The sequence below is a fragment of the Caballeronia sp. SL1002 genome, assembly GCF_057814995.1.
The window spans coordinates 1,164,868-1,190,063 of the sequence record NZ_JBYMUW010000005.1 but is presented as its reverse complement, the minus strand read 5'-3'; the positions used below and the strand labels follow the sequence as shown (position 1 = coordinate 1,190,063).

Here is a 25,196-nt window from a genome sequence, read left to right as displayed (position 1 = left end):
CATGCGGCGGGTGCACAAGGAAAAGCGACGGGGAACGGAATGAAAATGTCCGAATCGTTAGTCGTCGCTTGCAGTGCGCTTTATAGGGTGTATTTGCCGAAAGATATGGACGCACACGCTGAAAATGACGCAGTCGTGACACGGACCGGGGCGCGCACTTATATGAATCAATTATTCATCCATGCGTTATCGACGGGTTTCGGGCATAAGACGCTTTATCGGCCGGACATTGAGAAATCCCGATGTGTTTTCTCGATCACGCCGGATAAGCTTCCCTCCGATCACGCCACGCAGTTCGCCAGTCTGTTCTTCGTGCCAGTGGTCGCGGGTTATCACCTGACGCAGACCGGCCACGTCTCGCTCAGCGTGCAAATGTACGCGCGGACCGGCGCATACAGCACGAGCCGCTTCGCGAACGCGGGCCAGAACACCTGGACCTTCACGCCGACCCTCTCCGATACGCATCTCGTCCCGTCCGACGACATCGAGTTGTCGGTGAATTACGGCATCAACTTCTACACCACGAACAACAAGACCGACTATCACAACGCGCCGTTAAGCGTCCTCGGCATTCTGGCGCTCAAGCGTTTCAAAAGCGGCTGGGGCGTCGGCGTGATCGGCGGCTGGATCCAGCAGATCGGCGACGGCATCGGCGGCCTCGCCGACAAAATCGGCGGCGCGAACGGTTATTCCGTCGGCATGGGTCCGATGGTGACGTGGCCGGGCAAGTTCGGCGGCACGCCGGTGTCGGCGGGGCTGCGCTGGGTGAACGAGTTTGCAGCGCATAACCGCCCGAAGGGCAACGCTGTTCTGTTGTCGCTTAGCGCGACTTTCGAGTGAAACGGCGCGCGCCGCGGCCGCCTTGTCCGCGTGCGCGCAGGTGTCAAATCAGGAGGCCTCGTGATGATTTCGAACCCCACCGAACGGCTCGTGCGTGCGCTCGAACGTGCCGCCACGCACCGCGCATTGTTTCCGTACCAGCGTTTTCACGCGATGTTCGAGCGTTCGACACCGCTTGCCGAGCGTTATCGTGTGCTCGAACAGGCTGTGCGAACGCTCGGCGATCTCACTCATGTCGATTACGGCGTGCTGCTTGCCTGCGACAATGGCTTGCCGGGCCCGGATTTCTTCCAGCGTTTCCAGCGCCACCGGCTGAGCGAATATGTAGCCGTCATGGGCGATCCGCGTTTCAATGGCGCAAGCATCAAGCGCAAGCGCACACTCGCCGCGGCCGAGCGCGAACGCGTGTACGCGCATGTGTCGCATGCCGCGCAACAGGAGCAGTATCGGGACCGCGCGTGCGCGTGAGTCACGGGAGTTGCGCGGCCCCATCTGTATGAGGAAAAGTCATGCGTCCGAGCGGCGTTATCGCGATGTTCGTGCTCACGGCGGTATTCGGCCTGAGCGCGTGCGCGCACGCGCCGTCGCGCATCGCGCCGGCCGGGGCCGAACGTCCGTCGGCGGATTCATCGGCGGTGCTCGTGTCGTGGCGCGATTCGGCGGCAAAGCGGGCGATCGTCGCGTTCGTCGAGCGCGTGACGAAACCGGGTTCGCCGGAGTTCGTATCGGCTGCCGAGCGGATCGCCGTTTTCGATAACGACGGCACGCTGTGGATCGAGCAGCCCGCCTACGTGCAGCTCGTCTATTCGTTCGAACAACTTCAGGCCATGGCGCCCGCGCATCCCGGATGGAAGACGCAGGAACCGTTTCGCGCGGCGCTCGCGGGCGATCTGAAGGGCTACGTCGCGACCGGGGAGACGGGCGCCGCCAATTTGCTCGCCGCGCTGACCGCGGGCGTGACCACGCAGCAGTTCCGCACGCAGATCCACGATTGGCTGGAGCACGCGCAGGACCCGCGTTTTCGCCGCCCGTACACGGAACTCGTCTATCAGCCGATGCTCGAATTGCTGCAGTATCTGCGCGCCAACGGCTTCACGCCGTACATCGTCTCGGGCGGCGGCACGGAATTTATCCGCGAGTATTCGGAGCGCGTCTACGGCATTCCGCCCGAGCAGGTGATCGGCAGCAGCCCGCAGTATCGCTACGACGTGATCGACGGCACGCCGACGCTCACGCGGCTCGCGCAGATGCACGATATCGACGAAGGGCCGGGCAAGCCGATCGCTATCGAACAGGTGATTGGACGCCGTCCGCTGATGGCTTTCGGCAATTCGGACGGCGACCTGCAAATGCTCGAATGGACGACGGGCGGCGCGGGGCCGCGCTTCGCCGCGCTGATTCATCACACCGACGCCGCGCGCGAGTACGCGTATGACCGCGCCGCGCTGATTGGCCGTCTGGACCACGCGCTCGACGCCGCCGCCGCGAAAGGCTGGACGGTCGTCGACATGAAGGACGACTGGGCGACGGTGTTCTCCGAAGATCTCCGGTGAACGCCGCCGCCTATTTGCCGCTTATAAATTGCTCATCCCGCCGTCGATCACGAGTTCGCTGCCCACCGTGAACGTCGATTCGTCCGACGCGAGGAACACCACCGCCTTCGCAATCTCGACCGGCTCGCCGAAACGTCCAGCCGGGATCTGGCTGCGAATCGCTTCGGCCGTGTTGCGCAAGTCTTCCTCCGACAACCCGAGCTTGCCGTAAAGCGGCGTCGAAACGGGGCCGGGGCTGACAGCATTCACGCGCACGCCACGCCCGATCAATTCGCCCGACCAGGTGCGCGCAAGCGAAATCAGGCCCGCTTTAGTGGCGGCGTAGACGCTCGAATTCGGCATGCCGATCCGCGCGTTGATCGACGTGTTGAGGACGATCGACGCGGGGTTGGCGAGGATCGGCAACAGCGCCTGCAACAGAAAATACGGGCCTTTGAGATTGATCGCGATGGAGCGGTCGAACGCGGCTTCGTCGAATTGCTCGATGGGCCGGAAGTCGGCCAGACCCGCGTTGATGAACACGGCGTCGAGTTGACCGAACGTTTCGCGGACCGTCGCCGCGAGTTCGTGCTGCGACGCTATATCGCCCGCGTCGGCGCGCAGGACGAGCACGTCGGGACCGAGTTCCGCCTGCGCTTTCTGCACACTTTCCGCCGTGCTGCCGGTGACGATCACGCGCGCGCCTTCCGCGACGAATTGACGAGCCGTTTCAAGGCCGATACCGCTCGTGCCGCCGGTAATCAGCGTGCGTTTTCCGTTGAGTCGTGACATGACCAATCTCCTTTGAAAGTGGTTTAAGTGCGGGTGATGGACGCGCCACCATCGACGAGCGAAGCGGTGCCCGTGACGAACGACGAATCGTCCGAGGCAAGATACAGCACCGAGCGCGCGAGTTCTTCCGGCGTCGCGACGCGTTTCAGCGCGTGCAGATTCGTGATGAACGATTGCGATTCAGCGGTGTTGTTCATGTCGCGGTACATGGGTGTATCGACAGCGCCCGGCAGCACGGCGTTGACGCGCACGCCCTGTGCGCCATACTCGGCGGCAAGCGCTTGCGTGAGGCCGATCAAGCCCGCCTTGCTCGCCGCATAAGCCGCCGTGCCGGGGAACGCGAACGAATAGCCGACGAACGTCGATGTGAAGATGATCGATCCGCCGCCACGCGTGAGCATCGCGGGAATCTGGTGCTTCGCGCCGAGGAACGCGCTGGTGAGGTTGGTCGCGAGCGCGGCGGTGAAGCCGGCTTCCGAGACCTCCGTGCTCGGGCCCATTTCGCCGAGCGTGCCCGCGTTGTTGTAGGCGATATCGAGGCCGCCGTATTGCGACACGGCCAGCGCGACGAGCGCCTTCGCGTAATCCTCCGACTGTACGTCGCCTGCTAGAAACACCGCTTCGCCATCCGCTTCGCGAATTTCCGCGACCAGCGTTTCGAGTTCGCTCGCACGGCGCGCGGCCAGCACGAGTTTCGCGCCTTCCGCTGCGAACAATTTTGCCGTCGCGCGGCCAATTCCCGCGCTCGCGCCCGTGACGATGGCGACCTTTCCGTTTAACCGGTTCATGTTTGACTCCGCTTTCAAGGTTTCGGCTACCGAACCCGATGTCCGTGCCGTTGAAGCGAATATAGGCTTGGCGCCGGCTTGCGCGAAGGCAGCAAACATGGTCTGATCGTTCAGCTTTTATGAACGATGGAGACGGGCGATGGATCGACTGCGGGCCTATGAGGTTTTTGTCGCCGTGGTGAAGCGCGGAAGCTTCACGCGCGCTGCGGACGCGCTCGATACGTCGCCCGCGAACGTCACGCGCTATATCAGCGAACTGGAGGCGCATCTCGGCACGCGGCTTCTGAACCGCACGTCGCGCCGGTTGTCGCTCACGAACGGCGGCGAGGCGCTGTACGAGCGCTGCAAGACCTTGCTGGACGATCTCGCGGAAACCGAGAGTCTGGTTTCGTCATCGACGGTCGAGCCGCGCGGCCGCTTGCGCATCAACGCGCCGCTGAGTTTTGGCGTGCTGCATCTCGCGCCGCTGTGGCCCGAGTTCATGCGGCAGCATCCGGATGTGCAACTGGATGTGGCGCTGATCGACCGCGTGGTGGATATCGTCGATGAAGGCTACGATCTCGCGATTCGCATTTCGCGCACCGGCTCGACCGGACACGCGGCGCGCAAGCTCGCGAGTTCGCGCAATATCGTGTGCGCGTCGCCGGACTATCTCGCCGCGCACGGCGCGCCGCAAACGCCCGCCGAATTGAGCGAACACGCGTGCATTGGTTATACGTATTCGGCGTCGGGCGACGAATGGCATTTGTTCGATGCCGACGGCCGCCCGCACTCCGTGCGCGTGAATTGCGCGATGCATTCGAACAACGGCGACACTGCGCGTGCCGCCGCGCTGGCCGGGCGCGGCGTGATCTGGCAGCCGTCGTTCCTGATTGGCGACGACTTGCGCACCGGCCGTCTCGTGCCGATCCTGCCCGACTTTCACATGAACGACATCGACATTCTCGCGTTATATCCGAGCCGCCGGCACCTGAGTTCGCGCGTGCGCGTGATGATCGACTTTCTGGTGGACGCGTTCAGCGGCGTGCCACCGTGGGACCGCCCGTGATGCCACGTTTTTCTTACGCCGGCTCGGTCACGATGATCCACGCCACACCGAACTTGTCCGTCAACATGCCGAACGCGGGCGAGAAGAACGTCTTGTCGAGCGGCATCTGAACCGCGCCTTCCGCCGACAACGCAGCAAACAATTTCTCGGCTTCGGATGTCGTATCCACGTTCAACGTGAGCGAAATGCCCTGAAACACGGGGTTGCCGTTGCAATGACCGTCGGACGCGAGCAGCGTATTACCGCCGATATGAAACTGCGAGTGCATGATCTTCTGCTCGATGCCGGGCCGCGGTCCGCAACCGTCCGGTCCGGGCGGCGCTTCGCTGTAACGCATCAGCACGTCCACTTCAGCACCGAGTGCCTCGCGATAAAACCCGAGCGCTTCTTCGCAGCGGCCGTCGAACGTTAAATACGGTTGAATTTTCATGACTGTTCCTTGATGGTTGGATGAATCAGGAATGGTTGTCGGGATCCATGTCGATGGCGAGCGGCACCGACGCATGTTCGTGTACGACTTGCCAGTCGCCTTCGATTCGCCGGAAACAAACGGTGGCGCGCACGACGTTGACCTGTTCGCTCGTGCCGACGCGGTTCACGCTGTGCGCCACGGCGAGATCGCCGCTCACCATGACCGCGACGTCGTTCATCTCGAACACGATAGGCGACTTCATGGAGTCGAACCAGCTCTGCCAGCTTTGCCGATAACGCGCCGCGCCGGTAGAGGATGCGGGCGGCACGACGTCGAACACGACCACGTCCGGCGCGTAGTGCTGGATCAGCGCCTCGGCATCCTTCGCGAGCACGGCGGCGTGCCACTCGCGAATGAGTTCGCGAATGCGGGCTTCGTCGGCTGATTGATTGGCTTCGGTCATGGTCGTCTCCTTCCTCTTTAGGCGAGTGCTTAAAGAATAACCCTTGATTTAAGGTTCTTTTTAAAATGTGTACACCGTCCACAAAAAATAACAGAGATAATGGACAGTGTCCACATGGGATAACTCGAAAAGAATAATGAAAGCACCAAAGCCGCGCAGCACGTACCGTCATGGCGATCTGCATCGAACGCTGATCGATGCGGGCATCGAACTTGCGCGCGCGGGCGGCCCAGACGCGGTCGTGCTGCGCGAGGCGACGCGCCGCGCGGGCGTGGTGCCGAATGCCGCTTACCGGCACTTCGAGAATCGTCAGGCGCTGCTTTCGGCGGTGCGCTCGGCGGCGTTATCGGCGGTCGCGATTGCGATGGAGCGCGAACTTGCCGCCGTGCCGAAAAAGCGCCGCCGCGCCGACACGGCGCGCGCGAATTTGCGCGCGGTCGGCGCGGGTTATCTGCGATTCGCGCGGGCGGAAACCGGACTCTTCCTCACCGCGTTCGCCGCGCCCGAATCGGCCTGGGCGACGGAGGACCCGGAACGCGCCGGACATAGCGGCCTGAACCCTTTCCAGTTGCTGAGCGCGGCGCTCGACCAGATGGTCGCCGCGGACGTTCTGCCCGCTGCGCGGCGGCGCGGCGCGGAGTATCTGGCATGGTCGGCGGTACACGGCTTGGCGATGCTGATGATCGAAGGCCCGTTGCAGCATCTCGGCGACGACGACGCCGAGCGCCTGAGCGAACGGCTCCTCGCGATGGTCGAAAACGGCATCTGAGCGAACAAGCGCGTGCAAAAAGCACGCCAATAATTACGCCAATAAGCACGCCAATAAAAGAAATCCCCGATAATCACCGCTCCGCGCCCGCACAGCTTCCCGATGCTCATCAACCTGCTGGTCCAACTCGTCAACGGCTTAGCCGAGGCCTCGTCGCTTTTTCTCGTGGCGAGCGGCTTGTCGTTGATCTTTGGCGTGACGCGTATCGTGAATTTCGCGCACGGCTCGTTCTACATGCTGGGCGTCTACGTCGCCTGCACGCTCACTGCGCGATTCGGCGCGACGCTCGGCGGTTTTGCGTTGTGCGTGCTCGCGGCGGCGGTCGTCGTCGGCGTGCTGGGCGCGCTCGTGGAGTTCGTCGTCCTGCGGCGCATTTACAAGGCGCCCGAGTTGTTCCATCTGCTCGCGACGTTCGCGCTCGTCCTGATTTTTCGCGATGCCGCGCTCGCGATCTGGGGACCGGAAGACCTGTTCGGGCCGCGCGCGCCGCATCTCGGCGGGGCGATCGAATTGCTCGGCCATCCCGTTCCCACCTACGATTTCGTGTTGATCGCGCTCGCGCCACTCGTGCTCGCGGCGCTCTGGTACGCGCTGACGAAAACGCGCTGGGGCACGCTCGTGCGCGCGGCCACCGCCGATCGCGAGATGCTCGGCGCGCTCGGCGTCAATCAGGCGTGGCTGTTCACGGGCGTGTTTTTTGTCGGCGCGCTGCTCGCCGGGCTGGGCGGCGCGATGCAGGCCGCGCGGATGCCCGCGAGTCTTTCGCTCGATCTCGACACCATCGGCAACGCGTTCGTCGTCGTGGTGGTCGGCGGCATGGGGTCGATTCCGGGCGCGTTCGTCGCGGCGTTGCTGATCGCGGAGATCAAGGCGCTATGCATCGGGATCGGTCATGTCAGCGTGGGCGGCGTCGATTTTTCGCTGAGCAAGTTCACGCTGGTTGCGGAGTTCGTCGTGATGGCGATCGTGCTCGTGTTGCGGCCATGGGGCTTGTTAGGACGCGTGCCAGGCATCGTGCGCGTGTTTTCCGCCGCCGATACGCCACTCGCGCCAGCAGGCAAACGCCTGAAACTCGCGGCGGGGCTCGTGCTGCTCGCACTCGTGGCCGCGCCGCTCGCGGCGAACGCGTTTCCCTACTTGCCGGTGCTGCTCGTCGAAATTCTGATCGCCGTACTGTTCGCCGCGAGCTTGCATTTCATCATGGGACCGGGCGGCATGCACTCGTTCGGCCACGCTGCGTATTTCGGACTGGGCGCGTACGGCGCGGCACTTTTCCTCAAGCTGTTCTCTTGGCCGATGGAAGCCGCGCTCGTGCTCGGCCCGTCGCTCGCGGTGCTCGGCGCGCTCGTGTTCGGCTGGTTTTGCGTGCGGCTTTCCGGCGTCTATCTCGCGATGCTGACGCTCGCGTTCGCGCAAATCGTGTGGTCGGTGGTGTTTCAGTGGGACGCGGTGACGGGCGGTAGCAACGGCATTCTCGGCTTGTGGCCGTCGGCGTGGCTCGGCTCGCCGATCGCGTATTACTACGTGACGCTCGCGTTCGCCGTCTGCGGCGTCTGGCTGCTGCGGCACGCGCTCTTTTCGCCGCTCGGTTACGCGATGCGCGCCTCGCGCGATTCAGCGTTGCGCGCCGAGGCGATCGGGATCGACGTGCAGCGCGTGCAGTGGGCTTCGTTCGTGCTCGCGTCGCTATTCTGCGGGCTGGCCGGGTCGCTCTATGCGTTCTCCAAGGGCACGATCTCGCCGGAGGTCATCAGCGTGGGCCGCTCGGTCGACGGCCTCGTGATGGTGCTGCTGGGCGGCTTGCAGACGCTCGCCGGTCCGGTCGTCGGCGCGGCGGTTTTTACGTGGCTTGCGGACACGGTCGCGCGGCAGACGGATTACTGGGAGGCGCTCCTCGGCGTCACGATCCTTGTGCTCGTGATCGCGTTTCCGCAGGGCATTGCGGGGTTTATCGGCGAACGGTTGAGCGGACGAGCCGCGGCGGAGGACGCATGACGCTCTTGCGTGTCGCCGGTTTGTCGAAGTCGTTCGATGGCCTCGCCGCCGTCGATCAAGTCTCGTTCGATCTCGAACCCGGCCGCCTTCTCGCGATGATCGGGCCGAACGGCGCGGGCAAATCGACGTGCTTCAACATGCTCAACGGGCAGCTCAAACCGTCGGCGGGATCGATCATGCTCGACGGACGCGAGATCGCGGGCAAGCGTCCGCGCGATATCTGGCGGCTCGGCGTCGGCCGCACGTTCCAGATCGCCGCCACCTTCAATTCGATGACCGTGGCGGAAAATGTGCAGATGGCGCTGCTCTCGCGCGAGCGGCGCTTGTTCAACGTGAGCGCGCGCGCCGCGTCGTGCTACGCGGACGAAGCGCGGGCGTTGCTCGATCAGGTCGGCATGGCCGCGCACGCGCGCCGCGCGTGCGGCGTGCTTGCGTATGGCGACGTGAAGCGCGTCGAACTGGCTGTCGCGCTCGCAAACAGGCCGCGTTTGCTGCTGATGGACGAACCCACCGCCGGCATGGCGCCCGCCGAACGCCACGCGCTGATGACGCTGACGAAGCGCCTCGCAGGCGAGCGCGAAATCGGCGTGCTGTTCACCGAGCACAGCATGGACGTCGTGTTCGCCTACGCCGACGAACTTATCGTGCTCGCGCGCGGCAAGCTGATCGCGCGCGGCGACGCGCAGACCATCCGCGAAGATGCCCGTGTGCGCGAAGTGTATTTCGGCACGGGCAGGTCATTCGGCGCACACGCAGGCGTCCCGCGATGAACGAGCCGATGCTGAAAGTCTCGAATCTGAACGCGTTCTACGGCCGCGCGCAAGTGCTCTTCGACATGAACTTCGAGGTTGCGCGCGGCGAAGTCGTCGCGTTGATGGGACGCAATGGCGCGGGAAAATCCACGACGATGAAAGCCGTCATGGGCCTTCTTTCCGGCACACGCGGCAGCGTTACGTTTCGCGGCAACGAGATCGACGGGTTGCCGCCGTACCGGATCGCGCGGGCAGGGCTTGGCTACGCGCCGGAAGACCGGCGGATTTTCGGCGATCTTTCGGTGATGGAGAATCTCGATGCAGGCCGTCAGCCGCGTCGAGAAGGCGCGCCTCACTGGACGCCGGAAAAACTCTTTCGTCTCTTCCCGAATCTCGGCGAAATGCCGCGTCGCGCGGGCAGCCGGATGAGCGGCGGCGAACAGCAGATGCTCACCGTCTCGCGCACGCTCATGGGTAATCCGTATCTCGTGCTGCTCGATGAACCGTCGGAAGGCGTGGCGCCGGTGATCGTCGAGCAGATGGCGGACATGATTCTGCAACTGAAGCGCGAGGGTCTGTCCATTCTGTTATCCGAGCAGAATTTGCATTTCGCGGAACTCGTCAGTGACCGCGTTTATGTGCTGGAGAAAGGGCAAATCCGCTATAGCGGCCGTATCGACGAACTCGCGCGCGATGAAACGGCGCGGCGCGATTACTTGAGTCTCTGACCATTTAAAAAACCATGATCGACCGGAGAAACCCCATGAAATTTCGAGCGCGAACGCTCCTGTGCCTGACGGTCGCGTCCGCCGCGACGCTTGCCGCATTCAGCGCCGCCGCCGAGACCATCAAGATCGGCGAGATCAACAGCTACAAGGCGCAGCCCGCGTTTCTCGGGCCGTATCGGAATGGCTGGAATCTCGCGCTCGACGAAATCAACGGCGCGGGCGGCGTGAACGGCAACACGCTCGAAGTGGTCTCGCGCGACGATAACGGCAATCCCGGCGACACGATCCGCGTGGCGCAAGAACTGGTGACGCGCGAGCAAGTGAAGCTGCTGTTCGGCGGTTATCTGTCGAATACGGGTCTCGCGCTGACGGATTTCGCGAAGCAGCGTCGCATGTTCTTCCTGGCCGCCGAGCCGCTCACCGACAAGATCGTCTGGCAGGACGGCAACAAATATACGTACCGTCTGCGGCCTTCCACTTATATGCAGGTCGCGATGCTCGTGCCGGAAGCCGCCAAGCTCAAGAAAAAGCGCTGGGCGCTCGTCTATCCGAACTATGAGTACGGGCAATCGGCGGTCGCGACGTTCAAGCGCTTGTTGAAGGCCGCGCAGCCGGACGTCGAGTTCGTGACGGAGCAGGCCACGCCGCTCGGCAATGTCGATGCGGGCGCGGTCACGCAAGCGCTCGCCGATGCCAAACCGGACGCGATTTTCAACGTGCTGTTCAGCGCGGATCTCGGCAAGTTCGTGCGCGAAGGCAACACGCGCGGTCTCTTCAAGGACCGCGCGGTCGTGTCGCTCTTGACCGGCGAGCCGGATTACCTCGATCCGCTCGGCGCCGAAGCGCCGGCAGGCTGGATCGTGACGGGTTATCCGTGGTATTCGATCGACACCGCCGACAACAGGAAATTCGTCGCGGCGTATCAGGCGAAATATCACGACTATCCGCGGCTGGGATCGGTGGTCGGTTATACGGCCATGAAGTCGCTCGCGGCCGGCTTGAAAAAGGCCGGTTCCACCGATGCCGACAAGCTCGCCGCCGCGTTCAAGGGCTTGCCGGTGGACACGCCGTTCGGCCCGATCACGTTCCGCGCGCAGGACAATCAGTCCACGATGGGCGCGTTTGTCGGCGTGACCGCGCTGAAGGATGGACACGGCGTCATGACGTCGTATCGCTACATCGACGGCGCGAGCGTGCAGCCGTCCGATGCCGAGGTCAAGAAGCTGCGCCCGGCCGACTGAACCCGTGCCGAACGTTTCAAGTGCTCGGAAACGGCTTGCTCACGAACTTCGAGCCGGCGAGGCCAAAACGCCAGGGCACGTCCATCGCCTTTGAAATGCCGATCCGCGGGCCGGTCACGATCTCGACCGGCTCGTCGGGCGGCGTAACTAAAAACGGCGGCGCAAACAGCGACATGCCGTTGTGCTTGTGCGTTACGCTGAGCGCCTGCGCGAGACGTCCCGGTCCCGAGCACAGCAGCTTGACCGGTTCGAGGCCGCGCCGTTCGCGCATCGCGGCGAGTCCGATCACCGGTTCGATCGCCCGGATCAGCACACCCGCGCCGTGCCCGGATTCGCGGCACACGAAATTCAGACACCAGTGAATGCCGTACGAACGGTAGACATACGCGTGCGCGGGCGGACCGAACATCACGGCGTTGCGCGGCGTCGGTCCTGAAAAAGTGTGCGAGGCCGGGTCCTCGCGGTCGTAGGCTTCGGTCTCGACAATCCGGCCGCCCACGCCATCCACGGTCAACATCGCGCCGATCAACTGCCGCGCGACCGTCTCCGAAGGCCCTGAGAAGTCGAGGGGACAAACCGTATGCTTCGCGTGCGTCATATTCGATAAGCTAGGGGAGCGTCCCCCACTATAAAGGAGCATCGATATGACGAGTTCGTGGTTTCTCAAGTTCTCCAGTGCGCTCGCGCAGTTCGCCGGACGCGCCTCGACCTTCATGGTGGCCGTGCTGCTCGTGGTCGTGTGGGCGGCGACGGGGCCGCTCTTTCACTACAGCGACACCTGGCAACTCGTCATCAACACGTCCACGACGATCGTCACGTTCCTGATGGTCTTCCTGATTCAGAACACGCAGAACCGCGATACCGCCGCGATGCAGATCAAGCTCGACGAACTGATCCGCGCCGTGGATCACGCGCACAACGCGCTGCTCGATCTGGAGGAACTCGGCGAGAAGGATCTCGCCAAGTTTCGCGCCGCCTACGAAAAGCTGGCGAGAGAGGCGCGCGACAACCTGCACGAGAGCACGCAGGAAATCGAGTTTCCGACTGTCGAGCGCAATGAGCGGAAGGGCGGCTGAGAAAGCGTGGGCATGACGGTTGCTGCATTTATCGGCGCAAGTCCACTTCACTTTTCAAGGAGAGTGACATGCCCGAAAAGCAAACCGTCGAGCGCGCGAAGTCTGCCAAGCGCGCAGGAAAATCAGCGAGCACGCAGGCTGGATCGTTCGTGAAGGAGCAGATCGATCATATTCGTGAAGGCAAGCACGGCGCGAAGTCCGCCAAGCAAGCTATTGCGATCGGCCTTTCCGAAGCGCGCCGGTCCGGCGTGAAGGTGAAGGCGCCGAAGAAGAGCGAGGCCTCCGCCGATACGCGCAAGAAGGCCGCGAAGGATAGTGCCGCTGGCCAGCACAAGACGAAGAAGACGGCGAGCACGGAATCGAAGGCGAAGCGTTCGGCGACCAGCACGCGCGTGTTGAAGCGTGAAAGCACGAAGGCGGCGTCGCCGAAGGCGCTTTCGCGTCAGACGCACGCGAGCGCGAGCCGTCGCTCGGCTGCGGACCGTTCGGCCGCCGCGAAGAAGGGCTGGGCGACGCGCCGGAAGGCTGCGGCGCATCATGCATCGCGTTGAGTGAGTGGGCGAAAGAAAGCGGGCCGCGGCCCGCTTTTGGTGAGCGTGACTCTGATTACCTGATCGTTTCCAGCACGCGACGAACGGTGCTGAAGATCGTGTCGATCTGCTCGTCTTCGACGATAAGCGGCGGCGAGAACGCCAGAATGTCGCCCGTGTAGCGCACCAGCACGCCCGCTTCGAAGCATTTCACGAATGCTTCGTAAGCGCGCGCGCCCGGCGCGCCTTCGCGCGATTCCAGTTCGACGCCCGCGACCAGTCCCAGATTGCGCACGTCCTTGACGAAGGGCGCGCCGCGCAACGCATGAACGGCCGCTTCGAACTTCGGTGCCTTCGACGCCGCGCGGTCGAACAACCGATCGCGCGCGTAGAGGTCGAGCGTAGCGATGCACGCGGCGGTCGCGGCCGGATGCGCGGAATACGTGTAGCCGTGGAACAGCTCGATCGCGTTTTCCGCGCCGGCCTGCATGATCGCGTCGTGAATCTTGCGATGCGCGGCGACCGCGCCCATCGGAATCGCGGCGTTGTTGATGGCCTTCGCCATCGTCAGCAGATCCGGCGTCACGCCGAAATACTCCGCCGCCGTCGCCTTGCCGAGACGCCCGAAACCGGTAATGACTTCATCGAAAATCAGCAGAATGCCGTGCTTCGTGCAGATCTCGCGCAGCTTCTTGAGGTAACCCGTCGGCGGAATTAGCACGCCCGTCGATCCCGCCACCGGCTCCACGATCACCGCCGCGATGGTCGATGCATCGTGCAGCGCGACGATCCGTTCGAGTTCGTCGGCAAGATGTTCGCCCCACGCGGGCTGGCCCTTGGAAAACGCGTTGTGGTCGAGATTGTGCGTGTGCGGCAGATGATCGACGGAAGGCAGCAGCGCGCCGGAAAACGTCTTGCGATTCGGCCCGATTCCGCCGACCGAAATGCCGCCGAAGCCCACGCCGTGATAGCCCCGCTCGCGGCCGATCAAACGCGTGCGCTGGCCTTCGCCGCGCGCGCGGTGATAGGCGAGCGCAATTTTCAGCGCGGTATCGACGGACTCCGACCCTGAGTTCGTGAAGAAAATGCGGTCCAAGCCTTCCGGCATGATCGCGGCAACTTTCGACGCCGCTTCGAACGCGAGCGGGTGGCCCATCTGGAATGTCGGCGCGAAGTCGAGTGTGGCGAGTTGCTTCTGCACCGCTTCGACGATTTCGGCGCGGCCGTGACCCGCGTTCACGCACCAGAGGCCGGCGCAGCCGTCGAGCACGTCGCGGCCGTCGGTCGAGCGGTAGTACATGCCTTTCGCGCTTTCGAGCAGGCGCGGCGCGGCCTTGAACTGGCGGTTGGCGGTGAACGGCATCCAGAACGACGAAAGGTCGTCGATGACGGGGCGCGAAGTCATGGTGGTCTCCTCTGATAGAACGCCTACTCTAGCCCTCGATAAAATCCCGCGGCATAGACAGTTCTGCTTCTGTGCGGTCAACTGTGCTGGCAGAATGGCGGTATCTGTATTGGTGGGGGTGTTGTGTGATCGAACTCGAACTGGAACGCGACCGCGCGCTCGCGCCGACGCTCGTCGAACAAATCGTGCGCGCCTTCTCCACCGCGATTGAAGGCGAGACGCTGCGCGCGGGCGCGCTTTTGCCGTCCGTGCGGCGGCTCGCCGAAACCGAGCGTCTGAGCACGTTCACCGTCACCGAAGCGTACAGCCGGCTCGTTTCGCTCGGGCTGGTGATCGCGCGGCGCGGCTCGGGCTACCGTGTTGCGCCACGCCAGCACGGTTCGCGCGCGCGAACGGTGGCGTGGCAGCCGCCGAGCCTCACCGCCAACTGGCTTCTTTCCGACGTTTTCGCCGATCATTCCGTGCCGATCAAAGCCGGCTGCGGCTGGCTGCCGAACGAGTGGATCAACGAGAGCGGCCTGCATCACGCATTGCGCGCGGTGAGCCGCGTGCCCGCCGCGCGCATGGCCGACTACGGGCATCCGTATGGTTTCGCGCCGCTTCGCGAGCGGATCGCGGAGACGCTCGACCGTCACGGCCTGCCCGTCGATCCCGCCGCCAACGTGCTCCTCACTGCGGGCGCGACGCAGGCGCTCGATTTGATCGTGAGAACGCTGCTGCGTCCGGGCGACGCGGTGGTGGTCGAAGATCCGGGGTACTGCAATCTCCTCCAAATTTTGAAACTCGCTGGGCTGAACGTGCTCGGCGTGCCGCGCACCGTCGCCGGTATCGATAACGAAGCGTTCGAGCGGCTCGCGGCGGAGCATCGGCCGAAAGCGATTTTTCTCAACACGACGCTGCAGAATCCGACCGGCGCGACCTTCGGCATGGCGTCGGCGTTCCGGCTTTTACAGATCGCCGAGCGTCACGGCATGTGGGTGATCGAGGACGACGTGACCCGCGAACTCGCCCCCGCCGGTGCGCCGCTGCTGGCCGCGATGGAAGGGTTGAGCCGCGTGGTGTATGTCGGCGGTTTCGCGAAGACGATCACGCCCGCGCTGCGCTGCGGTTATGTGGTGGCCGAGCGCGACGTGCTGCGCGAACTGGCGCGCACGAAAATGGCGGTGGGTTTGACGTCGTCGGCGACGACCGAGCGCATCGTCGAGAAAGTGCTCACCGAAGGACGCTATGCGCGTCATGTCGAATACGTCGTGGAGAAGCTGAAAGACGCGCACGCGCTGGTCGAAGCACGCATGGACGCGCTCGGGATCGAACTGTTTCATCGGCCGCGCGCGGGGTTGTTCGTCTTTGCGCGGCTCGCGGTCGACGCGTCGACCGCGGCGGAACTCACTACGCGCGCGCTCGCGGACGGTATCTGGCTCGCGCCGGGTTCGTATTTTCGACCGGGCGATGCCGAAAGCGCGTGGTTCCGCTTCAACGTTCCATACTCCGGCGACGACGCGTTGTGGTCGTTCGTGCGGAAAGCGACGCAATAGCGCCACGTTAGGGCCGCGCATAAAAAAAGCGCGAGGCCGATGCCTCGCGCTTTTTTTCATCCTGGCGTCAGCCGAAGCCGCGCGCCACCTGAAGCGTCATCGCCTGAACACGCCCAGCAGCAACGTCGCCAGAAAGATCACGATGAAGATGAAGAACAGGATCTTGGCGATTTCCGCCGCACCCGTTGCAATGCCGCCAAAGCCGAAAAACGCGGCGATGAGTGCGATGATGAAGAAAATGACTGCGTAACGAAGCATGAAGCCCTCCACAGGGTCGATTGTCGGTTTATTCGCGGGTTGGCTGCGCCGTTGCGTCATAGCGGGTTGAGCGCCAGAGCCGCTGTATCAGTCGGCCCAGCGGTTGAAGCAACGCTCGTGCCCGACTGTCGCGAAGCACAACAAAAAAGCCGCAAGTCACGTGGACGATGCGGCTTTTGCTCATGCGCCATGCGGCGCGCGGGATGTGAAAGAAGGCGCTAACGCGGTGCGTCGCCGGCGTCGGGTTCGTCGTCGAGATCGTCGTCTTCGGCGTGGTTCAGCGCATCCGGCAGGTTGTTCTCCAGCTCGTCACGTTCAATTTGATCGGCGAGATCCAGGGACTTCCTCGTTGCGGGACCGGACGGGCGGTTAGCTCCAGACATGGCGTACTCCTTGGGAAATTTCAAAGCCGCGCCGGGTGCGGCGCGAATTCAAGAGGCAAGCAAGCTACGTACACGCCGTGCTGAGCCGCGTGGGGCGGTAAAGTGAGGTGGAGAGGGAGACCCGTTGCAACAATGCAGTACCGAATTTGCGCTCAAACTTGCAAGCGGCACTGCATTTTTTGCGCGTCGGCGTGTAGGCCGAGTATGCACCCGCTGACCGCAGGCGGAAAGAGTCTACGAATGCCAGCGCCTCGCCGATTTCAGTTTCCGGATTTACGAGAGCGCGCGTTCCACGATCGGATACAACGAGAGGACGAGTAGCGTCGCCATCGTGATGTTGAAAATGCGCAGCGCGCGCGGATCGCCGAGAAAGCGCCGCAACGAAACGCCGAACGCGGCCCAGATCGTGACGCACGGCAAGCCGACGACGATAAAAATGCCCGCGAGGATCGCCGCATTCAGAGAAAGGCTCGCATGCAGATGCAGCGTGGTCGCGGCGGTGAGCACCATCATCCACGCTTTGGGATTGATCCACTGGAACGCGGCGGCTTCGTAGAAGCGCATCGGGCGGCGCTCGCCTTCGCGAACCTGCACGGTGGACGACGTGCCGATTTTCCACGCCAGATACAGCAAATAGACGACGCTCGCCGTCTCCAGCGCGGTGTAAAGCCACGCAAAGCGCGCGAAAGCCTGCGCGAGTCCGAGCCCGACCAGGAACATCATCGCGGCGACGCCCGTGCTGATGCCGATGATATGCGGCACCGTGCGGCGCAAGCCGAAATTCACGCCCGAGGCCAGCAGCATGGTGTTGTTCGGACCCGGCGTGATGCTGGTCACGAGTGCGAAGAGGATGGCGGCGGGCAGCGCGCTCAGAAGTTCGGGTGGCATGGCGACAATCCTGTTGACCGGCGGGAGGCGGAAATAGCGCGCCGCTACGGTTAGCCAGTCTACAAACTGTGCTCTGTACAGTACCGATACACATTGAAAAATGATCTCCGGTACGGTTCTCGCGCGGCGTCTGCGGGCAGTTTCAGTCGCGTGCTGCTTTGCATCAAGCGGGCACGCAGCTTGCAAAAGTATCGCGATGCAAAACACTCCGTCCGATCTTCCTGGCGACACCGAGCCAAGCGCGCCGTCGCCCGAATCATTCTTCGATCCCGGCCGCAATTGCGCGAGCGTCCGGCACGCGAAACGGTTCAGTCTCTTGATCGACGGTTCGGATTATTTTCGCGTGCTGCGCGATGCGATCACGCGCGCGGAACGCACGGTGTTCATTCTCGGCTGGGATATCGACAGCCGCATGAAGCTGACGCCGGAAGGCAACGACGACGGATATGCCGAGGCGCTCGGCGACTTCCTGCACGAAGTCGCGGCGTCGCGCCCACGGTTGCGCATTTATATTCTCGCGTGGGATTTCGCGATGCTGTACGCGTTCGAGCGCGAATGGCTGCCGGTGTACAAGATGGGCTGGCGCACGCATCGGCGGATCGCGTTTCAGATGGACGACAAGCATCCGCTCGGCGGGTCGCATCATCAAAAAATCGTGGTGATCGACGACAAAATCGCGTTCGTCGGTGGACTCGATCTCACGCGCTCGCGCTGGGACACGCCCGAGCACGCCGCGAAAAATCCACTGCGCCGCGATGCGAACGACACGCCGTACCAGCCTTTTCACGACGTCCATACTCTGTTCGACGGCGATGCCGCGCGCGAAATCGGCCTGCTTGCGCGCGAGCGCTGGCAGCGCGCGTGCGGCCGGCGTTTCGCGATTCGCTCGCACCGCGCCGTTACGGAGCGCGATCCGTGGCCGCCTTCGCGCGCGGTCGATATCGAGAATGTCGATATCGCGATTTCACTCACCGAACCCGCGTTCGATGGCCGCCCCGCAGTGCAGCAAATCCGCGCGCAATACCTGGATGCGATTGCGCGCGCGAAGCGCAGCATCTATATCGAGAACCAGTATCTGACCGCCGGTTCGATCGGTTCGGCGCTTCGCGAGACGCTTGCGAAACCGGACGGCCCGGATGTGGCGATCGTCGTGCCGCAAAACCAGAGCGGCTGGCTGCAGGAAGTGACGATGGGCGTGCTGCGCGCGCGGCTGCACGCGCTGCTGTCGGCGGCGGACCGGCACGGGCGCTACCGCATCATGTCGCCGAGCGTGCCGGGTCTCGCCGATGGCTGCGTGAACGTCCACAGCAAGCTGATGATCGTCGATGACGAACTGCTGCTGGTCGGATCGGCGAATCTCAACAACCGGTCGATGGTGCTCGACACCGAATGCAATATCGCCATTCAAGCGGCTGGCGACGCTCGTATTCGCGAGGCGCTGAGGCGCATGCGCAACACGCTGCTCGGCGAACATCTCGGCTGTGATCCCGCGACGGTCGCCGACGCGAGCGATCGCGGCGGCATGAACCACGCTATCGCCGCGTTGCAAAAAGATGCGGCGGCGCATCGGACGCTGATCGACCTGCAGCCCGCCGTGTCGCCCGATCTCGACCGCCTGATTCCGGCGGAAGCCCTCATCGACCCGGAAACGCCGGTCGCACCGGATGAACTCGTCGGGCGTTTCGTGCCGGCGGAAAAGGCGAAACCGCTGATCGGACGATTCGCGCTTTTGGGCGTGCTCGCGTTTCTGATCGTCGGTTTCGCGGCGGCCTGGCACTGGACGCCGCTCGGCGACTATCTCAATCTCGCGGCGCTCACGCACGCCACGCGCCGCATCGAAGCGTTGCCGTTCGCGCCGCTCTGGATCGTGCTGTGTTACGTCGCGGCAGCGCTCATCTCGATCCCGATCACGCTTCTGATCGCGACCACGGGCCTCGCGTTCGGCGGCGGCTGGGGCAGCGTCTACGCGCTCGCCGGCACGATGGCGGCGGCGGCGGTGACGTATCTGCTCGGCAATTGGCTCGGCCGCGATGTCGTGCGCCGCATGGCGGGCGCGCGCGTCAACAAGCTATCGGAGCGAGTGGCGAAGCGCGGGATCGTCGCGGTCGTGATCCTGCGGATCTTGCCGGTCGCGCCGTTCACCATCGTCAATCTCGTCGCGGGCGCCTCGCATATCCGGATGCGCGACTTCATGCTCGGCACGCTGATCGGCATGGGGCCGGGCATCTTGCTGACCGTCGCGTTCGCGCATCAGCTGGTGGCGTCGCTGCGGCATCCGACGGCGGGATCGTTCGCGATTCTGATCGGCATCGGCGTGGCGCTGGTGTGCGTTTCGCTGTTGCTGCAGCGCTTTCTCGGACGCGGCGACGCGAACGCCGAAGGTACCGCCACCGAGGAAGAAAAAGCGCAGGCACGCGATGAAGCCGTGCGCGCCGCGAGTTATCGAGAGACGAACGAAGTCGCCGGATCGCGGCACGAATCCGCCCCGAGTTCGCGCCCGACCGACGAGGTGAGCGGATGAACGAGCGGATGAACGAGCGGACGAGCGAGCCGCTGAAGATCGCGACCTACAACGTACACGGCGCAGTGGGAACGGACGGCAAGCTCGCGCCGGAACGGATCGCGAACGTGCTCGCGGAAATCGACGCCGATATTTTTGCGCTTCAGGAAGTGCCGCTCGGCGGCAGCGGCGCGCCGAACGTGCTCGAAACCTTGCAGCGAATGACAGGCTTGAACGCGGTCGAAGGGCCGACGCTCGATACCGCCGAACGCCGTTACGGCAACGCCGTGCTGACGCGCTTTCCGGTGCGCGCGGTACGCACGCTCGACCTGTCGTTCCGAAGCCGCGAGCCGCGCGGCGCGCTGGATGCCGACATCGATTGCGGCGGCGAAGTCTGGCGCGTGGTCGCGACCCATCTGGGTCTTGCGTCGAGCGAACGCCGCGCGCAAGTCGATCAGGTGCTGCGCCGTTTCGATACACCCGCCATGCCGGTGATCCTGCTCGGCGATCTGAACGAGTGGTTCGTCTATGGCCGCACGCTGCGCCGTCTCGTCGATCATTTCTATCGCGCGCGTTCGCCGCGCACCTTTCCGACGCGTTATCCGCTCTTCGCGCTCGACCGTATCTGGGTGCATCCGGGCGAGCGTCTCGTGAAGGTCGAAGCGCATCGCAGCGCGCTCGCGCGTGTCGCGTCGGATCACTATCCGCTCATCGCGCACATCGCTCATGCAGCGCGTGGTTGAGATGCGCTTTTATCCAAATGTGCCTTCGAGACAGGTGTTTTGCACATCGGCATCCAGAAAACCCCTGTAAAAGCGGTATAAAAATGCAAAAGACTCGCACGAAGCGTTGTGGCGCTTGTAGAATCCGGCGTTGATACACGAGCATTTGCGCGGGTATTCAAAAAAAACTGACCACAACAGGTAGGAGAAACATGCCGACTTCCGCAAAAACCGCCGCTAAGAAAGCTGCACCGAAAGCCGCATCGAAGGCCGCACCGAAAGCTGCTCCCAAGACCGCCACGAAAGTAGCCACCAAGGCTGCCGTCGCACCCGCGAAGAAGGTCGCAGCAAAGAAGGTCGTCGCGAAGAAAGTAGCCGCGAAGCAACCTGCCGCCGCGAAGAAGGTCGCAGCGAAGGCAGCGGGCGTGCTGTCGCCGATCAAGGACACGTTCACGAAGGCGTCGCTCGCGGCCCATCTGTCGGATCGCGCAACGGTCGACCTGAAAGCTGTGAAGGCCGTGTTGTCGGCACTCGAAGACACGATCCTCGGCGCCGTCCACAAGAAGGGCGCGGGCGAATTCACGCTGTCGGGCCTGTTGAAGATTTCGGCTCAAACCGTCCCGGCGAAGAAGCGCCGCTTCGGCAAGGACCCGTTCTCGGGCGAAGAGCGCTGGTTCCCGGCCAAGCCGGCTAGCGTGCGTATCAAGGCGCGTCCGCTGAAGAAGCTGAAAGACGCGGCAGCTTAAGTCGCAAGGTACGTCCTGCATTGACGCGCGGCGCGTCGGTTTCACCGGTACGCCGCCGGAAAAAAGCCAGTTCCATCGAGGGACTGGCTTTTTTTTATCGGCGCGGCGGAGCGCGTTTTGACGCGTCGCGCCCACACCGTGCCTTGAAATCAGGCAATCGCTGCGGCGTTTTTTGTGGCGAAGTTGTATCATTCCTCGCCCGCACGACGGGCCGCAGGCGGACCGCGTTGCTCTTTAAAAGCCGCTCGCCACCGCATGCATTCAAACAAGAGAGAGAGAGAACAATGCCCGCGCCATCCGCCGTCGATCAAAGCAGTTTCCGCCGCATCCTTCGCCGCAATGTCGCGCTGCCGCTCGGCGTCGGACTGGCGACCGCCGCCGTTTTCGTCGCGTTGATTCTGTATCTGCTGAGCGCGATGAGCTGGGTCGAGCATTCGGAGCGGGTGATCGGCGACGCGAACGATCTCGCGAAACTGGCCGTCGATCGTGAAACGGGCATGCGCGGTTTTCTGATCACCGGCGACGAGGACTTTCTCGCGCCGTATCAATTGGGACGCGCGCGCTTCGACGGCCAGATTACTTCGCTGATGAAGCTGGTCAGCGACAACCCGCCGCAAGTGGAACGCCTTGAGCAGATTCGGGCGTTGCAGCGTCAATGGGACCGGTTCGCAGACACGACGATCAACCTCAAACGCGCGCAGGGCGACTACGAGTCGATTATCAAAAGCGGGCAGGGCAAGCTCGAATTCGACGAAACGCGCCGGGTTTTCGACGCTTTCATGGACATCGAATTGCGCTTACGCCAGCAGCGTGCCGACTTCGCCCGCACGCTGACCACGGCGGCGGTCGCGATTTTCCTGACGCTCAGCCTGTCACTCAGCGCGCTGCTTGCGTTTCTCGGTCGTCGCGAACTGACGAATCTCTCGAAGACCTACGACGACGCGCTCGAAACGCAGGCGCAACAAACCGAGATCCTGCACGGCCAGGCGTGGCTGCGCACCGGCCAGACCCGGCTCGCCGAGCGCGCAACGGGACAACTCGCGTTACCGGTGCTCGGCCACGCGATGCTCGATTTCATCGCCGGCTATATCGACGTGCCGGTGGCGGCGCTCTACGTTCGCGACGAAAGCGGCACGCTGCGGCGCGTGGCGTCCTACGGTTTTAGCCGTGAAAGCGAAATGGCGCAGCAGTCGTTTCAGGGCGCGGAAACGCTCGTGGGCCAGACCGCGGCGTCGCGCCGCGTGATCCAGTTGAGCGACGTTCCCGCTAATTATCTGAAAGTGGCGTCGGGTCTCGGCGACGGTTCGCCACGCAACGTGGTAATGGCGCCGATCGAGAATGAAGGCGTGGTGAACGGCGTGATCGAAGTTGGCTTGATGCGCGAGGTTGCGCCGCGCGACCTCGAATTTCTTACGCTGATCGCGGGCAATCTCGGCGCATCGGTCGAGGCGGCGCTGTATCGCGAACGCCTGCAGGACATGCTCGCGGAAACGCAGCAACTGAACGAGGAAATGCAGGTGCAGCAGGAAGAACTGCGCACCGCGAACGAGGAACTCGAAGAGCAGACGGCGGCGCTCGAGGAATCGCAACTGTCGCTCGGCAGCCAGAAAGCCGAACTCGAAACGATCAACGAGCAGTTGACGCATCAGGCCGCGACGCTCGATCAGCGTAACGACGCGCTGATGGAAGCGCGTGGCGAACTCGAACAGCGCGCCGCCGATCTCCAGCGCGCGAGCCGCTACAAGTCCGAGTTCCTCGCGAACATGTCGCACGAATTGCGCACGCCACTGAACAGTTCGCTGATTCTCGCCAAGCTGTTGTCGGAGAATTCGACGGGCAACCTCAGCACCGAGCAGATCAAATACGCGCAGACCATTTATTCGGCCGGCAACGACCTGCTGAATCTGATCAACGATATTCTCGACATCTCGAAGGTCGAGGCAGGCAAGCTCGAACTCGTCCACGAAGACGTTCCGCTGCATCGGCTCGTCGAGTCGCTCAAGCGCACGTTCGAGCAGCTCGCGCAGCAGAAGGCGCTCGGCTTCGATGTGACCATCGCGGCGGACGCGACGCCCGCGATCCACACCGACTGGCGCCGTCTCGAACAGATTCTCAAGAACCTGCTTTCGAACGCAATCAAGTTCACCGATCAAGGCACGGTCGCGCTGCGGCTTGGCCACGCGCCGGGCGGCGGCGTGCGTTTCGCGGTGAGCGATTCGGGCATCGGCATTGCGCCGGAACAGCAAGAGGCGATCTTCGAGGCATTCCATCAGGCCGATGGCACGACCAGCCGGCGCTACGGCGGCACGGGCCTCGGCCTGTCGATCTCGCGCGATCTCGCCCGCCTGCTCGGCGGCACGCTCGAAGTGAACAGCATGCCGGGACAGGGCAGCACGTTCACGCTGACGATGCCGCATCATCCGGATAACGCGCTGCCCGCCGACGCAGAGCCGCTCGCTTCGCAGCCGCTGCCCGCCGGTGTCGCGCGCGTCGGCTTGCCGCCGCCGGTCGCGTCGCCCGAGTCGTCAGGATTGCCGGAAATGCCCGCATTCGACGACGACCGCAACGAACGCGTCGAATCGGGTGCGCCGCGCCGCACGGTGCTCGTGATCGAGGACGAGCCGGACTTCGCGCGCATTCTCTATGACCTCGCACACGAGATGCAGTACCGCTGTCTCGTCGCGCAGACGGCGTCGGAAGGGCTGCTGCTCGCGGCACGCCATCTGCCGGACGCGATCCTGCTCGACATTCGCCTGCCGGACCGCTCGGGCCTGATCGTGCTTCAGCAGTTGAAGGAAGGCCGCGAAACGCGGCACATTCCGGTGCATGTGGTGTCGGCGGACGAACGGAGCGAGACGGCGCTGCATCTCGGCGCAATCGGTTACGCGGTCAAGCCGACGACGCACGACGAGCTTCGCCGCGTCTTCCACAAGCTGGAGGACAAGTTCACGCAGAAGGTGAAGCGCGTGCTGCTCGTGGAAGACGACGCGCGTCAGCGCGAGAGCATCGTGCACCTGATCGGCGACGACGATATCGAAATCACCGCCGTGGAGTTCGGCGAAGAAGCGCTCGGCCATCTGCGCACGACCATTTTCGACTGCATGATCATCGACCTGAAGCTGCCCGACATGCAGGGCGGCGAGTTGCTCAAGCGCATGTCGGGCGAGAACATGTGCTCGTTTCCGCCGGTGATCGTGTATACCGGGCGCAATCTCACGCACGACGAGGAAAGCGAACTGCTGAAGTATTCGCGCTCGATCATCATCAAGGGCGCGCGTTCGCCGGAACGTCTGCTCGATGAAGTGACGCTGTTCCTGCACAAGGTGGAGTCGGATTTGTCGAGCGAACGTCAGCGCATGCTCGATACCGCGCGCAGCCGCGACCGCGCGTTCGAAGGGCGGCGCATCCTGCTCGTGGACGACGACATCCGCAATATCTTTTCGCTCAGCAGCGCGCTGGAACACAAGGGCGTCGTGGTGGAAATCGCGCGCAACGGTTTCGAGGCGATCGCGAAACTCGACGACGTGGACGATATCGACCTCGTGCTGATGGACGTGATGATGCCCGGCATGGACGGGCTGGAGGCGACGCGCCGGATCCGCACGGATGCGCGTTTTACGAAGCTGCCGATTATCGCGATCACGGCGAAGGCGATGAAGGACGATCAGGAGCAGTGCCTGAAAGCGGGCTGTACCGATTATCTGGCGAAGCCTATCGATCTCGACCGCCTGTACTCGCTGCTGCGCGTCTGGATGCCGAACATGGAGCGGATTCGGACTTGAGGTTCACCGCG

25 protein-coding genes are annotated in these 25,196 nt (G+C 63.5%); 16 read left to right on the top strand and 9 right to left on the bottom strand.

What is annotated here, in order from left to right:
* Positions 1–162: 162 nt before the first annotated feature.
* From AC3D25_RS29685 to AC3D25_RS29675, 3 genes are all read left to right on the top strand, one after another.
* On the top strand, positions 163–840 hold the full coding sequence (locus AC3D25_RS29685; protein ID WP_488892048.1) for a SphA family protein: 678 nt from the start codon (positions 163–165) through the stop codon (positions 838–840).
* A gap of 63 nt (positions 841–903) precedes the next feature.
* Entirely contained in the window at positions 904–1,308 is a 405-nt protein-coding gene (locus AC3D25_RS29680) for a hypothetical protein (protein WP_488892047.1), read from the top strand.
* Positions 1,309–1,349: 41 nt separating this feature from the next.
* A complete protein-coding gene (locus tag AC3D25_RS29675; RefSeq protein WP_488892046.1) occupies positions 1,350–2,393 on the top strand; it encodes an HAD family hydrolase in 1,044 nt (347 codons plus the stop codon).
* A gap of 21 nt (positions 2,394–2,414) precedes the next feature.
* On the opposite strand, the gene AC3D25_RS29670 is transcribed toward AC3D25_RS29675, so the two are convergent.
* Together AC3D25_RS29670 and AC3D25_RS29665 are read right to left on the bottom strand one after the other, a co-directional pair.
* A complete protein-coding gene (locus AC3D25_RS29670) occupies positions 2,415–3,164 on the bottom strand; it encodes an SDR family oxidoreductase (protein ID WP_488892045.1) in 750 nt (249 codons plus the stop codon).
* Between the two features lie 23 nt (positions 3,165–3,187).
* Positions 3,188–3,952: an SDR family oxidoreductase gene (locus AC3D25_RS29665; RefSeq protein ID WP_488892044.1), complete on the bottom strand. Its 765-nt coding sequence runs from the start codon at positions 3,950–3,952 to the stop codon at positions 3,188–3,190.
* A gap of 139 nt (positions 3,953–4,091) precedes the next feature.
* Between AC3D25_RS29665 and AC3D25_RS29660 the strand changes: the two genes are divergently transcribed.
* Positions 4,092–5,000, top strand: a complete 909-nt coding sequence (locus AC3D25_RS29660) for a LysR family transcriptional regulator (protein WP_488892043.1) — start codon at positions 4,092–4,094, stop codon at positions 4,998–5,000.
* A 13-nt stretch (positions 5,001–5,013) separates the two neighbouring features.
* Here AC3D25_RS29660 and AC3D25_RS29655 read toward each other — a convergent pair whose 3' ends face one another.
* The gene (locus AC3D25_RS29655) at positions 5,014–5,430 is read right to left on the bottom strand and encodes a VOC family protein (protein WP_488892042.1); all 417 of its coding nucleotides are present in this window, start codon (positions 5,428–5,430) and stop codon (positions 5,014–5,016) included.
* A gap of 25 nt (positions 5,431–5,455) precedes the next feature.
* A complete protein-coding gene (locus AC3D25_RS29650) occupies positions 5,456–5,875 on the bottom strand; it encodes a YybH family protein (protein ID WP_488892041.1) in 420 nt (139 codons plus the stop codon).
* Between the two features lie 136 nt (positions 5,876–6,011).
* Here AC3D25_RS29650 and AC3D25_RS29645 point away from each other — a divergent pair, with 136 nt between their 5' ends.
* From AC3D25_RS29645 to AC3D25_RS29625, 5 genes are all read left to right on the top strand, one after another.
* Positions 6,012–6,644 carry a TetR/AcrR family transcriptional regulator gene (locus AC3D25_RS29645; protein ID WP_488892040.1) on the top strand — a complete coding sequence of 211 codons (633 nt, stop codon included), beginning with the start codon at positions 6,012–6,014 and terminating at the stop codon, positions 6,642–6,644.
* A gap of 102 nt (positions 6,645–6,746) precedes the next feature.
* Positions 6,747–8,639 (top strand): ABC transporter permease, encoded by a 1,893-nt coding sequence (locus AC3D25_RS29640; protein WP_488892039.1) that lies wholly within the window; start codon positions 6,747–6,749, stop codon positions 8,637–8,639.
* Complete coding sequence (locus AC3D25_RS29635; RefSeq protein ID WP_488892038.1) at positions 8,636–9,409, top strand: ABC transporter ATP-binding protein; 774 nt, start codon at positions 8,636–8,638, stop codon at positions 9,407–9,409. The genes AC3D25_RS29640 and AC3D25_RS29635 overlap by 4 nt, the downstream gene beginning before the upstream one ends.
* Positions 9,406–10,119, top strand: coding sequence for an ABC transporter ATP-binding protein (locus tag AC3D25_RS29630; RefSeq protein WP_488892037.1), 714 nt, complete (start codon positions 9,406–9,408; stop codon positions 10,117–10,119). The genes AC3D25_RS29635 and AC3D25_RS29630 overlap by 4 nt, the downstream gene beginning before the upstream one ends.
* A 35-nt stretch (positions 10,120–10,154) precedes the next feature.
* Positions 10,155–11,360 (top strand): ABC transporter substrate-binding protein, encoded by a 1,206-nt coding sequence (locus AC3D25_RS29625; protein ID WP_488892036.1) that lies wholly within the window; start codon positions 10,155–10,157, stop codon positions 11,358–11,360.
* Between the two features lie 16 nt (positions 11,361–11,376).
* Here the strand turns inward: AC3D25_RS29625 and AC3D25_RS29620 are convergent, their stop codons facing one another.
* Entirely contained in the window at positions 11,377–11,958 is a 582-nt protein-coding gene (locus AC3D25_RS29620) for a DNA-3-methyladenine glycosylase (RefSeq protein ID WP_488892035.1), read from the bottom strand.
* A gap of 46 nt (positions 11,959–12,004) precedes the next feature.
* Here AC3D25_RS29620 and AC3D25_RS29615 point away from each other — a divergent pair, with 46 nt between their 5' ends.
* Positions 12,005–12,436 (top strand): low affinity iron permease family protein, encoded by a 432-nt coding sequence (locus AC3D25_RS29615; RefSeq protein ID WP_488892034.1) that lies wholly within the window; start codon positions 12,005–12,007, stop codon positions 12,434–12,436.
* 68 nt (positions 12,437–12,504) lie between these two features.
* Positions 12,505–12,987 (top strand): DUF6496 domain-containing protein, encoded by a 483-nt coding sequence (locus tag AC3D25_RS29610; protein ID WP_488892033.1) that lies wholly within the window; start codon positions 12,505–12,507, stop codon positions 12,985–12,987.
* 55 nt (positions 12,988–13,042) lie between these two features.
* On the opposite strand, the gene aptA is transcribed toward AC3D25_RS29610, so the two are convergent.
* Entirely contained in the window at positions 13,043–14,371 is a 1,329-nt protein-coding gene (gene aptA, locus AC3D25_RS29605; RefSeq protein ID WP_488892032.1) for an omega-aminotransferase AptA, read from the bottom strand.
* A gap of 125 nt (positions 14,372–14,496) precedes the next feature.
* Between aptA and AC3D25_RS29600 the strand changes: the two genes are divergently transcribed.
* Positions 14,497–15,906, top strand: coding sequence for an aminotransferase-like domain-containing protein (locus tag AC3D25_RS29600; RefSeq protein WP_488892031.1), 1,410 nt, complete (start codon positions 14,497–14,499; stop codon positions 15,904–15,906).
* 96 nt (positions 15,907–16,002) lie between these two features.
* On the opposite strand, the gene AC3D25_RS29595 is transcribed toward AC3D25_RS29600, so the two are convergent.
* The 3 genes from AC3D25_RS29595 to AC3D25_RS29585 form a co-directional block, all read right to left on the bottom strand.
* Entirely contained in the window at positions 16,003–16,164 is a 162-nt protein-coding gene (locus tag AC3D25_RS29595; RefSeq protein WP_035967564.1) for a DUF1328 domain-containing protein, read from the bottom strand.
* A 218-nt stretch (positions 16,165–16,382) separates the two neighbouring features.
* A complete protein-coding gene (locus AC3D25_RS29590; protein WP_488892030.1) occupies positions 16,383–16,547 on the bottom strand; it encodes a hypothetical protein in 165 nt (54 codons plus the stop codon).
* Positions 16,548–16,820: 273 nt separating this feature from the next.
* Entirely contained in the window at positions 16,821–17,435 is a 615-nt protein-coding gene (locus AC3D25_RS29585; protein ID WP_488892029.1) for a LysE family translocator, read from the bottom strand.
* A gap of 196 nt (positions 17,436–17,631) precedes the next feature.
* Between AC3D25_RS29585 and AC3D25_RS29580 the strand changes: the two genes are divergently transcribed.
* From AC3D25_RS29580 to AC3D25_RS29565, 4 genes are all read left to right on the top strand, one after another.
* Complete coding sequence (locus tag AC3D25_RS29580; protein WP_488892028.1) at positions 17,632–19,956, top strand: VTT domain-containing protein; 2,325 nt, start codon at positions 17,632–17,634, stop codon at positions 19,954–19,956.
* A complete protein-coding gene (locus tag AC3D25_RS29575) occupies positions 19,953–20,678 on the top strand; it encodes an endonuclease/exonuclease/phosphatase family protein (RefSeq protein ID WP_488892027.1) in 726 nt (241 codons plus the stop codon). Before AC3D25_RS29580 ends, AC3D25_RS29575 begins: the two co-directional genes overlap by 4 nt.
* Positions 20,679–20,869: 191 nt before the next feature.
* The gene (locus AC3D25_RS29570; RefSeq protein ID WP_488892026.1) at positions 20,870–21,403 is read left to right on the top strand and encodes an HU family DNA-binding protein; all 534 of its coding nucleotides are present in this window, start codon (positions 20,870–20,872) and stop codon (positions 21,401–21,403) included.
* Positions 21,404–21,687: 284 nt separating this feature from the next.
* The gene (locus AC3D25_RS29565; RefSeq protein WP_488892025.1) at positions 21,688–25,185 is read left to right on the top strand and encodes a response regulator; all 3,498 of its coding nucleotides are present in this window, start codon (positions 21,688–21,690) and stop codon (positions 25,183–25,185) included.
* Positions 25,186–25,196 lie beyond the last annotated feature (11 nt).

What these genes read in the sequence shown, in the direction of transcription:
- AC3D25_RS29685 (WP_488892048.1), top strand. Translation starts at nt 163, where the DNA reads ATGAATCAATTATTCATCCATGCGTTATCGACGGGTTTCGGGCATAAG.
- AC3D25_RS29680 (WP_488892047.1), top strand. Translation starts at nt 904, where the DNA reads ATGATTTCGAACCCCACCGAACGGCTCGTGCGTGCGCTCGAACGTGCC.
- AC3D25_RS29675 (WP_488892046.1), top strand. Translation starts at nt 1,350, where the DNA reads ATGCGTCCGAGCGGCGTTATCGCGATGTTCGTGCTCACGGCGGTATTC.
- AC3D25_RS29670 (WP_488892045.1), bottom strand. Translation starts at nt 3,164, where the DNA reads ATGTCACGACTCAACGGAAAACGCACGCTGATTACCGGCGGCACGAGC.
- AC3D25_RS29665 (WP_488892044.1), bottom strand. Translation starts at nt 3,952, where the DNA reads ATGAACCGGTTAAACGGAAAGGTCGCCATCGTCACGGGCGCGAGCGCG.
- AC3D25_RS29660 (WP_488892043.1), top strand. Translation starts at nt 4,092, where the DNA reads ATGGATCGACTGCGGGCCTATGAGGTTTTTGTCGCCGTGGTGAAGCGC.
- AC3D25_RS29655 (WP_488892042.1), bottom strand. Translation starts at nt 5,430, where the DNA reads ATGAAAATTCAACCGTATTTAACGTTCGACGGCCGCTGCGAAGAAGCG.
- AC3D25_RS29650 (WP_488892041.1), bottom strand. Translation starts at nt 5,875, where the DNA reads ATGACCGAAGCCAATCAATCAGCCGACGAAGCCCGCATTCGCGAACTC.
- AC3D25_RS29645 (WP_488892040.1), top strand. Translation starts at nt 6,012, where the DNA reads ATGAAAGCACCAAAGCCGCGCAGCACGTACCGTCATGGCGATCTGCAT.
- AC3D25_RS29640 (WP_488892039.1), top strand. Translation starts at nt 6,747, where the DNA reads ATGCTCATCAACCTGCTGGTCCAACTCGTCAACGGCTTAGCCGAGGCC.
- AC3D25_RS29635 (WP_488892038.1), top strand. Translation starts at nt 8,636, where the DNA reads ATGACGCTCTTGCGTGTCGCCGGTTTGTCGAAGTCGTTCGATGGCCTC.
- AC3D25_RS29630 (WP_488892037.1), top strand. Translation starts at nt 9,406, where the DNA reads ATGAACGAGCCGATGCTGAAAGTCTCGAATCTGAACGCGTTCTACGGC.
- AC3D25_RS29625 (WP_488892036.1), top strand. Translation starts at nt 10,155, where the DNA reads ATGAAATTTCGAGCGCGAACGCTCCTGTGCCTGACGGTCGCGTCCGCC.
- AC3D25_RS29620 (WP_488892035.1), bottom strand. Translation starts at nt 11,958, where the DNA reads ATGACGCACGCGAAGCATACGGTTTGTCCCCTCGACTTCTCAGGGCCT.
- AC3D25_RS29615 (WP_488892034.1), top strand. Translation starts at nt 12,005, where the DNA reads ATGACGAGTTCGTGGTTTCTCAAGTTCTCCAGTGCGCTCGCGCAGTTC.
- AC3D25_RS29610 (WP_488892033.1), top strand. Translation starts at nt 12,505, where the DNA reads ATGCCCGAAAAGCAAACCGTCGAGCGCGCGAAGTCTGCCAAGCGCGCA.
- aptA (WP_488892032.1), bottom strand. Translation starts at nt 14,371, where the DNA reads ATGACTTCGCGCCCCGTCATCGACGACCTTTCGTCGTTCTGGATGCCG.
- AC3D25_RS29595 (WP_035967564.1), bottom strand. Translation starts at nt 16,164, where the DNA reads ATGCTTCGTTACGCAGTCATTTTCTTCATCATCGCACTCATCGCCGCG.
- AC3D25_RS29590 (WP_488892030.1), bottom strand. Translation starts at nt 16,547, where the DNA reads ATGTCTGGAGCTAACCGCCCGTCCGGTCCCGCAACGAGGAAGTCCCTG.
- AC3D25_RS29585 (WP_488892029.1), bottom strand. Translation starts at nt 17,435, where the DNA reads ATGCCACCCGAACTTCTGAGCGCGCTGCCCGCCGCCATCCTCTTCGCA.
- AC3D25_RS29580 (WP_488892028.1), top strand. Translation starts at nt 17,632, where the DNA reads ATGCAAAACACTCCGTCCGATCTTCCTGGCGACACCGAGCCAAGCGCG.
- AC3D25_RS29575 (WP_488892027.1), top strand. Translation starts at nt 19,953, where the DNA reads ATGAACGAGCGGATGAACGAGCGGACGAGCGAGCCGCTGAAGATCGCG.
- AC3D25_RS29570 (WP_488892026.1), top strand. Translation starts at nt 20,870, where the DNA reads ATGCCGACTTCCGCAAAAACCGCCGCTAAGAAAGCTGCACCGAAAGCC.
- AC3D25_RS29565 (WP_488892025.1), top strand. Translation starts at nt 21,688, where the DNA reads ATGCCCGCGCCATCCGCCGTCGATCAAAGCAGTTTCCGCCGCATCCTT.